Annotated in this window: 11 protein-coding genes; all 11 read right to left on the minus strand. The window is 35.0% G+C overall.

The features are described from left to right. Positions 1-29: 29 nt before the first annotated feature. The 11 genes from MJQ71_RS08425 to MJQ71_RS08475 all read right to left on the minus strand — a co-directional run bounded on the left by MJQ71_RS08425 (position 30) and on the right by MJQ71_RS08475 (position 13,705). Positions 30-1,121 (minus strand): NADH-quinone oxidoreductase subunit G, encoded by a 1,092-nt coding sequence (locus tag MJQ71_RS08425; protein WP_238806132.1) that lies wholly within the window; start codon positions 1,119-1,121, stop codon positions 30-32. A 60-nt stretch (positions 1,122-1,181) separates the two neighbouring features. After that, entirely contained in the window at positions 1,182-2,522 is a 1,341-nt protein-coding gene (nuoF, locus tag MJQ71_RS08430; RefSeq protein ID WP_238806133.1) for an NADH-quinone oxidoreductase subunit NuoF, read from the minus strand. Positions 2,523-2,526: 4 nt separating this feature from the next. Further along, on the minus strand, positions 2,527-3,024 hold the full coding sequence (locus MJQ71_RS08435; protein WP_238806134.1) for an NADH-quinone oxidoreductase subunit NuoE family protein: 498 nt from the start codon (positions 3,022-3,024) through the stop codon (positions 2,527-2,529). 15 nt (positions 3,025-3,039) lie between these two features. Further along, a complete protein-coding gene (locus MJQ71_RS08440; protein WP_238806135.1) occupies positions 3,040-4,275 on the minus strand; it encodes an NADH-quinone oxidoreductase subunit D in 1,236 nt (411 codons plus the stop codon). Positions 4,276-4,351: 76 nt separating this feature from the next. Next, a complete protein-coding gene (locus MJQ71_RS08445) occupies positions 4,352-4,849 on the minus strand; it encodes an NADH-quinone oxidoreductase subunit C (protein ID WP_238806136.1) in 498 nt (165 codons plus the stop codon). A 53-nt stretch (positions 4,850-4,902) separates the two neighbouring features. Continuing rightward, the gene (locus MJQ71_RS08450; RefSeq protein ID WP_238806137.1) at positions 4,903-5,448 is read right to left on the minus strand and encodes an NADH-quinone oxidoreductase subunit B; all 546 of its coding nucleotides are present in this window, start codon (positions 5,446-5,448) and stop codon (positions 4,903-4,905) included. A gap of 118 nt (positions 5,449-5,566) precedes the next feature. After that, positions 5,567-5,941, minus strand: coding sequence for an NADH-quinone oxidoreductase subunit A (locus MJQ71_RS08455; protein ID WP_238806138.1), 375 nt, complete (start codon positions 5,939-5,941; stop codon positions 5,567-5,569). A gap of 142 nt (positions 5,942-6,083) precedes the next feature. After that, on the minus strand, positions 6,084-9,032 hold the full coding sequence (locus MJQ71_RS08460) for a T9SS type A sorting domain-containing protein (RefSeq protein ID WP_238806139.1): 2,949 nt from the start codon (positions 9,030-9,032) through the stop codon (positions 6,084-6,086). Positions 9,033-9,148: 116 nt separating this feature from the next. Then, positions 9,149-11,860, minus strand: a complete 2,712-nt coding sequence (locus MJQ71_RS08465; protein WP_238806140.1) for a sialate O-acetylesterase — start codon at positions 11,858-11,860, stop codon at positions 9,149-9,151. A 112-nt stretch (positions 11,861-11,972) separates the two neighbouring features. Beyond that, positions 11,973-12,956: a GTPase ObgE gene (obgE, locus tag MJQ71_RS08470; protein WP_238806141.1), complete on the minus strand. Its 984-nt coding sequence runs from the start codon at positions 12,954-12,956 to the stop codon at positions 11,973-11,975. A 173-nt stretch (positions 12,957-13,129) separates the two neighbouring features. After that, positions 13,130-13,705 carry an adenylate kinase gene (locus MJQ71_RS08475; protein ID WP_238806142.1) on the minus strand — a complete coding sequence of 192 codons (576 nt, stop codon included), beginning with the start codon at positions 13,703-13,705 and terminating at the stop codon, positions 13,130-13,132. Positions 13,706-13,888 lie beyond the last annotated feature (183 nt).

Here is a 13,888-nt window from a genome sequence, read left to right on the forward strand (position 1 = left end):
ATTTTTAATTCACCAAAGGTGTATTACAATTACTTCTTAAAATAATTTTCATTTTGTTGCATCAATGTCTTATAGTCTTCTGACTTCTTTATTTCTGACATTTCACTAACAAAAGGGCGAGTATCATCAATTTTTTTGTATTGAGATTCAGCAAGTTTCAAAGCAAAATCAGGTTTTTTGATCAAATTACCAGCATATTTATTTGCAGAAATAACTGATGCACGTTTTACCTTAGAAGGCCCTTCAATTACCCAATCGCTTGTTTTTTTCTTTTCAAAACGACAAGCATTGCAGATAAATTCTTTTACTTCACCCCATTCATTTTTACGGGCTGTAACACGTATTACTTCATCTCCACGATACCATAATTGAACATTTCCACTACATTTTTCACAATCGCAATGGGCATCAACAGGTTTTGAGAACCAGACACGATTTTTAAAACGATAAGTTTTATCAGTCAAAGCACCAACAGGACAAACATCTATGACATTTCCTGAAAAATCATTATCAATTGCTCTACCAATATAAGTGGAAATCTCAGCATGGTCTCCTCTTCCCATTACCCCATGAACACGTCCATCAGTCAATTGGTCAGCCGTATAAACACAACGATAACACAATACACAACGTGTCATGTGCAACTGAATATAAGGTCCAATATCTTCTTTTTCAAATGTACGACGTTCCTCTTCGTAGCGTGTTGTACCTACCCCATTTTCGTAAGAAAAATCTTGCAAATGGCATTCTCCAGCCTGATCACATACTGGGCAATCAAGTGGATGATTCAACAACAAAAACTCAACTACTGCTTTACGAGCTTCAACTACTTGTGGACTTGTAAAATTTTCCACAATCATTCCATCTTGTACTGGAGTAATGCAAGAAGCTACTAATTTTGGCATCGGACGAGGATCTTTTGCAGAACCAGCCGCTACCTTTACCAAACATGCACGGCACTTTCCTCCTGTACCTTTCAATGGTTCGTAGTAACACATTGCTGGTGGAGCAACCTCAGGGCCAATTTTACGGGCAGCTTGCATAATGGTAGTTCCTGGGGCAACTTCTACCTCAACACCATCAACAGTAACTTTAAACATTATTGGTTTTATATCTTCCATCAGTTTATTCTGATAAGTAATCTTAAAATCTGGTTTTTACTTTAATCGTTTCTTGGTAAATTAAACCAAAACTCCATCACCCATATAGACTGCTCCAGGCTTAGTGGCTTCTAAAGGATGTTTGATATGCCATTCAAATTCATCTCGGAAATGGCGAATTGCACTTGCAACTGGCCATGCAGCAGCATCTCCAAGTGGGCAAATAGTATTTCCTTCTATTTTTTTGGATACATCAACCAATAAGTCAATATCACTCATATTACCTTTTCCATGTTCGATTCGGTTCAATACTTTCTGCATCCAGCCTGTTCCTTCTCGGCATGGTGAACATTGTCCACAAGATTCATGCTCATAAAATCGAGAAAAATTCCAAGTATTTCTCACAATACAAGCAGTTTCATCAAATGCAATAAATCCACCAGAACCAAGCATTGTACCACTTACAAAACCACCATCTGAAAGCGATTCATAAGACATTAATCGGTCCTCCCCATTAGCTGTCTTTAGAAATAAAGCTCCTGGCACAATTGGAACAGAAGAACCACCTGCAACAACAGCTTTTAAACGATGACCAGCTCTAACACCACCACAATATTCATCTGAATTCAGAAATTCATCACAAGAAAGGCCCAAAGTAATTTCATAAACTCCTGGGTTTTTGATATGGCCAGAAGCAGAAATTAATTTTGTACCTGTACTTTTACCAACTCCAACAGCGGCATAAGCTTCGCCACCATTGTTGATAATCCATGAAACCGTTGCAATTGACTCAACGTTGTTTACAACAGTTGGCGATTGATAAAGTCCTTTAACAGCAGGAAATGGCGGTTTATTTCTTGGATTTCCACGTTTCCCTTCTAATGACTCTAGCAAGGCGGTTTCTTCTCCACATATATATGCACCACCACCTGGATGAACCACTAATTCGAGGTCATAGCCGCTACCTAGAATATTTTTACCAAGAAAGCCAGCTGCTTTTGCTTCTTCAATGGCTTTTTCAAGAATGCGAATCACATACATTAATTCACCACGAACATAAATAAATGATTTATTTGCTCCTAAAGCATAGCTTGAAATAATCATTCCCTCAATCAATAAATGAGGCATATTTTTCATCAAGTAATGATCTTTGAATGTACCAGGTTCAGATTCATCGGCATTACAAACCAAATAACGGGGAATTCCTTCTGGCTTAGCTAAGAAAGACCATTTCATTCCCATTGGAAATCCTGCTCCTCCTCTACCACGGACACCTGATTTTTTTACTTCTTCTACGACCTCGTCGGGAGTCATTTTTTTAATGGCTTTCTCGACAGCAGTATAACCACCTTTTTTACGATAAACTTCAAAGGTTTCAATACCAGGGGTACTTATATGTTCGGTTAAGATTTTTGTTGCCATTTTTTTACTTGGAAAGTTCTTCAATTATCTCGTCAACTTTCTGATTATTCAAGTGCATATAATATTTTTCACGAATTTGGAAACATGGTCCCCATCCACAAGCAGCTAAACATTCTACTTCTTTTAAAGTAAAAAGTCCATCAGCAGTAGTTTCACCTTTTTTTATACCCAATTTATTTTTTAAATGGCTGAAAACCTCTTCTCCACCCATCAAAACGCACGGACCAGTACGGCAGTATTCAATCACATGTTTACCAACAGGTTCTAGATGAAACATTGTATAAAAAGTAGCAACTTCATATACTTCAATTGGAGTAATATCTAGCAAAGAAGCTACATAATCCATTACATCTTGGCTCATCCAAGCAAATTGCTCCTGGGCCAAGTGCATAATTGGCATAATTGCTGACTTTTGTTTACCGTCAGGATAACGAGCAATCATTTCTTTGGCTTTAGCCAAACGTTCGGGAGTAAAACTTATTTTGGTATTAGTATCAGTCATTTTATAATCAAATTATTAGGCATCTAATTCACCTGCAATTACATTTAAACTACTCATAATCGCAATTGCATCCGAAATCGCAACTCCTTTACACATTTCTGGATATGCTTGATAGTATATAAAGCTTGGACGACGGAAATGTAAACGATAAGGAGCTCTTCCTCCATCACTCACTAAATAAAAACCTAATTCGCCATTTCCACCTTCAACTGCATGATATACTTCTCCAGCAGGTGCATCAATTTCACCCATGACAATTTTGAAGTGATAGATTAATGCTTCCATGTTTTTATAAACATCTTGTTTTGGAGGCAAATAGTAGTGGTCTTCATTAGCATAATATGGTCCTTCGGGAAGATTTTCAAGGGCTTGCTTGATAATCTTCATACTTTCCCACATTTCTTGGTTACGAACCATAAAACGGTCATACGTATCTCCATTATGCCCAATCGGAATATCAAATTCGAAGTCTTCGTAAGATGAATAAGGCTCCATCACTCGAACATCATAATCAATGCCAGCTGCTCTAAGATTTGGCCCGGTAAAACCGTACTCTAATGCACGTTCTCCTGTGATTGGACCAACATTTACAACTCTATCAATAAAGATTCTATTACGATTAAAGAGTTTTTCAAATTCTGCCAATGTTTTTGGCAAATCATTATAAATTAAATCTTTGATTTTCTTGATTGCGGTTGGAGAAAGGTCTCTTTCCATTCCACCGATACGACCCATGTTTGTCGTAAGCCTTGCCCCACACATTTCTTCATAGATTTCGTATATTTTCTCACGCTCCTGAAACAAATATAAAAAGCCAGAGTAAGCTCCTGTATCAACACCTAAAATAGAGTTACAAATCAAGTGGTCAGCAATACGTGCTAATTCCATCATAATAACACGAATATATTGAGCACGTTTTGGGACTGTAACACCCAAAAGTTTCTCAACTGTCATGTGCCAACCCATATTGTTAATTGGCGATGAACAGTAATTCATTCGGTCTGTAAGCGTAGTAATTTGATAGAATGGACGACGTTCAGCAATTTTTTCAAAAGCTCTATGAATGTAGCCAATTGTTTGCTCACCAGAAACAATTTTTTCTCCATCCATTTTCAAGATATTCTGAAAAATACCGTGAGTGGCTGGGTGAGTTGGCCCAAGATTTAGGGTTGTATATTCTACATCTTCAACAATCGGCCTATTAAACGCCAATGCATCAGTGGTATTTTTTGGTATTATTACGTTTTCCATACCTCTATTCCCAAGAAGGGAATTATATTGAAATAACTTTATTAATATAACTTGTTACCCTTTTAGTTTGGGTAAATTATCTTCCAAACAAAGCATCAACTTTATCTTGGCGTGTTGCATCTTCTAATGGATATTCTTTTCTCATCGGGAAATAATCCATTTCTTCGATATTTAAAATTCTGATTAATTTTGGATGACTATCGAAAATGATTCCAAAGAAATCGTATGTCTCTCTTTCCATCCAATTCGCAGAAGCATGAACTGGTATGGCCGTTGGAATATGCAAATCATCCTGAGAAAGAAATACTTTGATTCTCACCCTAACGTTATTTTCAAGGCTGTGAAGGTGATATATAACTCCAAATTCAGCTCCTTCATTATCAGGAAGATGAATACCTGTTAAGTCTGTTAAAAAGTTAAAACGAAAAGTTTCATGTTTTTTGAGATATTCAAGCAACGAGATGATGTTTTGACGATTGGTTGTAAAAGTCAGTAGCCCCCAAGGTTCTTCAAAACTATTTACATTTTCGCCATACTTGACTAATAAATCTTCCGCTATTTGTTGATTTGTCATTCCAATTTTGAAATTTGAAAATTTGAAATTATAATAGTTACTTCCAAATTGACTTATTGAATATTGTACGATTCTAATAAAGCTTGATACTCATCGGTATTTCTTCTACGAAGCGATTCGTTAACTGCAAGCTTCTGAATTTCCATCAGTCCGTCTAAAATTTGTTCTGGGCGAGGTGGGCAACCTGGCACATAAACATCAACTGGAATTACACGGTCAATACCTTGTAAAACGGAATATGTATCAAAAATACCACCGCTTGAAGCACAAGCACCAACCGCAATTACCCAACGTGGTTCAGCCATTTGTAAATAAACTTGCTTTACAATTGGAGCCATTTTTTTAGCGATTGTACCCATCACCATCAACAAATCAGCTTGGCGAGGAGAAAAACTTGGTCGTTCCGAGCCAAAACGTGAAATATCATAATGAGAACCCATTGATGCCATGAATTCGATACCACAACAAGAAGTGGCAAAAGGCAATGGCCAAAGTGATTTGCTTCGAGCAATACCTATTACATTTTCAAAAGAAGTTGCAAAAAAGCCAGAACCTTCAAATCCTTCTGGTGCGTCTATTAATTTTACTGGATTGCTCATATTTTTAAAATATCAATCAATAACTGCTATTACAATTATTATTATTTCAACTATGTGTTTGGATAAATTGTTTTTTTTTAATTTTATCGAAAAAAACTTATTTTCGATAAAACAGGTTTCAATCTTTATCCCAAGCTAACACTCCTTTACGAATAACATAATAAAACCCTGCCATCAAAAGCCCTAAAAATAAGACCATTTCAACAAATCCGAACCAGCCTAATTTCATAAAGTTTACAGCCCAAGGATACATAAATATTACCTCTACATCAAAAAGTACAAATAATATGGCAGTCAGAAAATATTTAATTGATATTGGTGTCCGTGCATCACCTTCGGAGTCAATTCCACATTCAAAAGGAGCATCTTTTAGTTCACTATTTCTTTTAGGACCAATCGAATGGGTTACAATCATTGTAACAACAATAAAACCAATGGCAGCACCTAGCTGCACCAAAATAGGGAGAAAATCTGAAGGCAAAAATTCTTTCATAAATCAATAATTAACAGTAGCACGAATATGAGTTAAATATACATTTGATAACTTTTAACTAATCTCCTACTTTTCTGTTTCAAAATTACTACTGTTATGTTTAGAAACAAAATAAAAAAGGGGTGAAAATATTTAGAATCTCTTAGTATTTGAGATTTACTCTTGCGGATTCACTAAATGAGCCGCTTGACACTCTAATTATATAAGTTCCAGATTCGAGCATTCTCAAATCTACAATTCTTTTTTCTTTAAAATCTGTAATTTTTCCAGTAAAAAGTACCTTTCCTGCCAATGTGTAAACAGAAACTATCGATTCTGGATTATCTTTTATTGTTTCGATTGTAAAAATACCTGAAGTATTTGGATTTGGATACACTCTTAAACCTTTATCCAGATAAGGAATAAATAAATTGGTTATATTCGAAAAAGGCGAATAACAAATTAATTCTTTATTATTTGGAACAGAATATTTTAAAACTGTACGAACCGAAAAGTTTCCACTTTCACTTGCTTTATAGAAAGATGAGACAGTTGAGAGTAATTGTTCATCTTTTTTCCAGTTAAAATACTGTCCAGGTAAACTCGAAGCAGGAATTGCTTCCAATTGAAAAGCTCCATCAATATTTATTGAGGGCTTTTGAGGACTATTTTTCACAAATACATCAAAAAAAACAGGTTTGGACTCACAGTTTTTTTCATCTTTTATCTTCAAACTATATGTTCCTGCTTTACTAACAGAAAGCTCTTTGGAAACTGATCCATCATTCCACAAGTAATTAAGGCTGCTATTAGCATTTAATACGATTGTTTCTCCTTCACAAATTGTGTTTATATTATCAATTGTTGAAATAGATGCTAATGGTGATGGGATATAAGATAATTTAATAGTGTCAGGTATTGACTCACACCCATTTTTGTCTTTTATTTTCAAGGAATAAATCCCTTCTTTCTCAATTTTAACCACTTTTGTTGATTCTCCTGTGCTCCATTTATAAGCTACTGCCGAATCAAAATCGGTGGATAAAGTTACTACATTTCCCTCGCAAAACTTATCAACATCTGTTGCTTGAATTTTGATTGCGGGTAAAGCATTTACTACTATATTTTTACTAATTGTTTCTGAGAAACAACCAAAATTATCTTTTACTTTCAGGCTATAAGTTCCTGTTTCTGTTACCTTTATTTTATTTTCTGTCAATCCATTGCTCCAAATGTACGATTGAAATACGCCATTAGCAGATAAATTAACGCTTCTGCCTAAACAAAAGCTAGTTGGTCCATCTGATATAATTGAAGTTGTTGGCCGATTTCTAAAAGTTACATCAAAAAATGATTGAGATTCACATCCATTATTTCCTTTTAGTGTCAGACTATAAGAACCTGAATTTTGAACCACGATTTTTTGCGAAGTTTCATTTGTATTCCATCTATAACTTACTACATCAGTATTTGATGAAAATAACTCTAATGTTTCATCAGGACAAATAGGCAAAACTTTTGATGACTGAATGATATTTAATGGAGATTGTTTTACATCTATATTTATTACCGAAGAACTTGGTGACTGACAGCCGTTTAATGAATAATTGACGACACTGTAATTTCCACTATTTCTAACCACAATTGATTGCCCTCGTTCGCCATTATTCCAAACATTTCCTCCATTTATATTAGAAGTTAATTTTATCGTTTCACCATCGCAAAAACTTGTATTGCCACTGGCAGTTATTGAAGGTTGTGAAACATTATTATTGGTTGAAATTGTGAATGGTTGAGAGAAAACGGTATTTCCTGCATCATCAATAGCCTTAAATGAAAATGTTCCATTACTAACAGTAATCACATTTGAAGTTCCACCATTACTCCATTTATAAAAAGGATAACCTCCAGTAGTTATGGTAAATTTATTGGTTGTATTATTGGGATTACAAGCAATATTTACGCTTGGTAACGAACGTGCTTGAAGTGGTTGTGAATTGGCAAAAAACTCATTATTTAACGAAAAACTCCAAAAATCAGCAGCAGCATTAAGTCCATCGTTATGAAAATGAATACCATCAGCTCTAAAATTTGCTCCAACAATTTCATCCGTAGTTGGGCCTGCAAAAACATTTGGTACACGCTGTATTGTAAAATTTTGTCCTGCAATAACATTATTTAGAATAAGAGGATTTCTCGAAGAACGAGCAACAACCCAAGCTAAATCGCCTTTTCGGGCATCAGAACGAGTTTTTTCAATAACAGTTTTTAAATTATTATAATATGTTTCCGAACTATATTCTCCATCACTTTCTCCTTGTTGCCATAAAATCGCCCTCACACCAGTTCTTGTAACATAATGTTGTAAAGTGGCTTTCATACTCCGATAAGGCATGCCAGGAACTTTGATAAACAAAGGAAATTCTTGTCTTAAATCTTGTCCTTCAACTGAGCGTCGCCAAACATCACAGCTTATTCCACCCAAAGAAGCACCATAAAATAAAACTGGAACGTTCAATCTTTGTACAAGTCTGTCTCCTAATTTAGCCCAAAACCAAGGAACATAATTATAAGGTGACATCTTAGTATTATTAGCCATCTGTGAAAACTGAAAAGGCAGATTGTCTTCATTCAGTAATGGTTCATAATAATTTATTGTAGAAACTCGGTCTTCGGTGGCACCGATATGACCACCCGAATAGACAGCATCTCCCTGAGCATTTGATTGACCGGCAACAATGAAAACTTCACCGACCCCTACTCTTTCAAGGGTTGAAGTTGTAGCGACAATGCCATTAGAATATCCTCTAACCTCAATATTATACCAACCGCCAGTCAAAAGCATAGTTCCGCTAAAAATCCCATTATTGTGAAATTCTTGGGCATCATTCCAGCCTGTTTCAGTTCCTTGGCCTTCATTCACAGGAACCGCTCTCATCTCAATTCGGTCAAGTTGCTGAAAATAGCTGCCAGCAATTGTTACATTAGCTTGATTTTGGTTATTCCGTTGGAATACAATCCGTGAAACCGGGAAGGTAATTTGTATTTGTGAGTAGCATTCAAATAAGATTGTACTCATCAACAAAATTAACCCATTCCTAAAATAATTCATTCTAATTTGGATTATGGTTTATCGAATTTTACAAAAATACAACAGTGTCAATCGATTAACAATAATCATTAACTTATTATTAATAAAAATGTTATTTAGTGGAAAAAATCTACGTTTTATTCAATATAAACCCGTTTTATTACATTAAAATCTTTTGCTTTAACTCCAACTAGAAAATTTCCTTTTGGAAAATCTGATAAATTAAAACTCTTTCGTGAGTCAAAAACATCCACTAAATATTCTCGAATTAATAATCCTTTCAAATCATAAATACTCACAGACGCATCTTTTAAATCATCGAGTGTTTCGATGTTAAGAATTCCTTTTGGCACAGGATTTGGAAAAATGGTTACTCCTTTATTTGATAAATCTATATTAAATTTATAAGGCATTGACGGTTCAGAATAACACCTTAGCGATTTCCCATCTTTCAATTGATAAAGAAGTGAACCCTTTACTTTATATACACCAGCCTCTTTTGCCTTAATTAAATTATTTTCATTTGATAGTTTTATATCATCTTTAAACCATTCAAATTGATTATCAAACAAACCATTCGTAATGCTTTCGAGGGTATAAGTGCCTGACTGTAAGATACTTAATCCTTGTGGATTAGGCTTAACTATTACCTCTACTGCATCAGATAATGGTGAAATACAGCCATTTTGGTCAATTGTTTTAACAGAAAATAACCCAGAAGTATTTACTATTTGTGTTTGTGTAGTTTTAGCATTACTCCATTGAAATGCTTTATTTTCTGTTGCAGCCAAAGTTACATTTTGACCATCGCAAAAAAATGTAGGGCCGTTTGCCGTTATAATTGGTTTTTCTGGAAGCGGATTTACAGTCACTTTTACCTCATCCGACACCGTCTCACACCCAAATTCATTCTTAGCTCTAACAAAAAAAACACCACTATTGGCAACTTTTAGACTATTATTTTGTTCTCCTGTATTCCATTTTATTCCATTTTCAACATTCGATAATAGTGTTAAACTTTTATCTGCACAAAATTCTGTTGGTCCATCCGGTGTAATAATTGGCTTTTGGGGCAGAGGATTCACTGTAATTGCAATCTTTGATGATGTATTTTCGCATCCAAATTCATTTTTTGCAGTAACAAAATAGTCTCCACTTTGGGTTACGGTAATTTCTTTGCTCAATTCTCCATTATTCCATTTATTCCCATTATCTCTATTTGATGATAGTGTTACGGATTTATCCGCACAAAAAATCGTTTCTCCTAATGCAGCTACTTTTATTTCTGGTTTAGGCAAAATTTGCACTTCAATCCCATTTGATGAAGTGAAACACCCTAAATAGTTAACTTGACTAACTGTATAATTTCCTTGTTGAGAAACTACGATTGTTTTACTACTTTCTCCAGTATTCCAAAATATGTCTTGGTCAACATCAGAAGTTAGTCGTACACTTTCTCCTTCACAAAAAGTAGTATTTCCTTCGGCTGAAACTTTTGGTTTATCACGGATACCCAATGAGGTGTAATTTGCAGTTGGAGTATAATAAACATTCCCTAAATAATCAATGGCACGCCCTCTATAAAAACCAGTAGTCGTTTCGATTGAGGCAGATTTAGCGATATCACTAAAACCATTTGTCCAATAATATTCTTTAAAACCATCAGGCATGAATATTCTGATTGGAGTTTTGGTATTTTCTGGGCTGCATCGTAAATCAAAAAATAGCGGAATTGAAGGTGGAATTGGACTTGAACGAGAGAAAAAACTGCTATTTAGCTTATCATTCCACGCTCGGGCTAACTCAATCAATCCATTGCCAAAAAAATGAACACCATCTGACCTTTCTCTAATCTCATCAGTCGCTGGGCCTTCAAAAGCGTTAGAATAATTTTGAATGACAAGATTTTGAGCGTCAATTACAGGTTGATATGTTCCCGAACTTACCCTACTCGCTCTACTAATCATCCAATTTATTTCTTTCCCAGTATCAATTCTGCTTCTATAAATTACATATTCAAGGTCTTGTCGGTATTTTTCAGTACTTGTTCGTTTATCATTATCAGTTTCTCCTTGATGCCATAGAACAGTTCTAAGCCCAAACATATTGATATAATAATGTAATGATTTTTTAAGGTTTTCATAAGGATAACCAGGTAACGCAAAATTACCTGAATAAAAATCTTGACCTCTTTCTCCATCAGCACTTTTACGCCAAGCTTCAATCCCCATGGCTTCAAATCCCGAATTTATAAACAAGATTGGAACGTTAAGTTTCTCAACAAGTAAATCTCCAAGTTTGCCCCAGCACCACGAACCATTACCAAATGGAGCAATTTTTACATTTTCAGAAATTTGAGAAATGACAGGAAAAGGCGGTTCGGTGGTCTGACCGTAAGAATAAAAGTTTGTTATACAATTAACTCTGTCATCGATAGCTGGCGGATTTCCTCTACCTTCGTAACCTTGAGCATTTGATTGACCCGAAATAACAAATACTTCACCAACACCAACTTTTTCTAAAGATGTAGTGCCAACAATATTTTCGCCTCGCAATGCTCTTATTTCAAGCTTATACCAGCCAGCTTGTGCATAAAGTCCACCAATGAAAGTGCCAAAATTAGGATTAATTGCAATTGGAGTCCAATCAACAAAAGTACCACCATTAATAGGAGTTAGTCGTGCATCAATTCTCTCTACTCGTGCTTGAAAAGTTCCGCCAATAGGAATCAGTCCTGTATTAGATGCATTTCTTTGAAAAATTGCTCTATTTACAGGAAATGAAATCGAAACTTGGGCAAAAACTGTAACATGCACCAGCAAAGATAAACTTAAAAAAGCTTTCTTCATGGCGAAAAATTTTATAATAAAAGTTCACTCTAAGCTAAATACTTGTCAATCTTATCATGTCAAGTAAGTTTAGATTTACATTGTATAATCTAATCTTAATAATAAAATAGATTTACAAATTTTGCCAAATCAAATCTTTCAAATCATCAATACCTTCATTGGTTACTGCTGAAAAGAAAACAAATGGTAAATCTTCAGGAATCTTAGTTTTAATTTTCTTGATCTGTTTTTCATCAATCAAATCAATTTTTGAAATCCCTAGCACTCTTTTTTTGTCTAATAACTCTGGGTTAAATAATTTTAATTCTTTGAGAAGGGTTTTGTATTCTTTCATTGGATTCTCAGCATCAGCAGAAACTACAAACAGCAAAATTGAGTTTCGTTCGATGTGTCTTAGGAAGCGTAAACCAAGACCTTTGCCTTCAGAAGCTCCTTCAATAATTCCAGGAATGTCCGCCATTACGAACGACCTAAAATCACGGTATGCTACTACGCCAAGGTTTGGAGTAAGTGTTGTAAAGGGGTAATCGGCAATTTCAGGTTTTGCAGCCGATACCGCAGAAAGCAGTGTTGATTTGCCAGCATTTGGGAATCCGACAAGACCCACATCTGCTAGTACTTTTAATTCTAATATTATCCAAGATTCTTGACCTGCATCACCTGTTTGATGATACTCCGGAGCTTGGTTCGTTGGGTTTCTAAAATGCCAGTTGCCGAGGCCGCCTCTTCCACCAGGTAATAAAATTACTTGTTGTCCATCTTCGGTAACTTCGCCAATAACTTCTCCAGTTTCTGCATCTCTCGCAATCGTTCCGAGTGGCACTTCAATCATTTCATCTTCGCCTTGTTTTCCAGAACGTTTCCCTCCCTCGCCAGCAATTCCATGTTGAGCTTTTATATGCTTCTGATATTTTAGATGCAAAAGTGTCCAGTATTGAGCATTTCCTCGCAAAACAATGTGTCCACCTCTTCCACCATCGCCACCGTCAGGCCCACCATTCGGAACGTGTTTTTCACGCCTAAAATGTCTTGACCCTGCTCCTCCATTTCCCGAAACACAATTTATTTTAACGTAATCAATAAAGTTACTTGTCATAGCTAATTTCAATATCTCAATGTACAATATAATCGCTAATGCGATTTTAAGCCTTAAAAATAGTATACTTAGTCTAATACATCTTTTTAAGATGAAAATTAGACTAAATAATATAAAAAAGGCTTAAATTCTGAATTTTTCAGAATTTTTTACTCAATTACTTAAAAACTGACTTAGCTTTTTGCTTCATCAATTGCGGCACAAATCATGCCAAAAATTGCTTCAACTTCACCAATACCATTGATTTTAACCACTTTACCTTGACTTTGGTAATAAGGTAATACATGGATTGTTTTAGTGAAATATTCATCAATTCGTTTAATCAATTTATCTTCATCATCATCCGCTCTTCCACTTACTTTTTTACGTTCAGCAATACGATTTTTTATTTCTGATTCTGTAACATCAAGTTGAAGAACCAAATCAATTTTTTCATTTTTACTTTCCAAAAAAGTATCTAACGCTTCTGCCTGTGGAACAGTCCTTGGAAATCCATCAAAAATAAAACCAGTTGCATCAGGGTTTCTTTGCACTTCTTCTTCAAGCATTTCAATCGTAATTGAATCAGGGACTAATAAACCATCAGCCAAAATTTGTTTAACTTTTTGTCCTAAAGCTGTATTTTGGCTGATATGCATTCTAAACATATCACCAGTCGAAATATGAGCTAATTTATAATTATCAATAATTTTGGCAGATTGAGTCCCTTTTCCTGCACCTGGAGGTCCGAATATTACTAGATTAAACATATTTTTTAGTTCTTAACAAATCAGGTTTACCTTGATTGCTTAAAATAACTTAGTTAGTAGTTAAAATTACGTTAAATGGCAAAAATAAAAGCAATTTTTAGAATTAACATCTTTTAAAGAAAATAATTTATTTGGTGGCTAATAAAAAAGCCTAACTTAATTGAAGTTAGGCTTTTTTATTAC

The organism is Emticicia aquatica, assembly GCF_923079645.1.
Classification (GTDB): Bacteria; Bacteroidota; Bacteroidia; order Cytophagales; family Spirosomataceae; genus Emticicia; species Emticicia aquatica.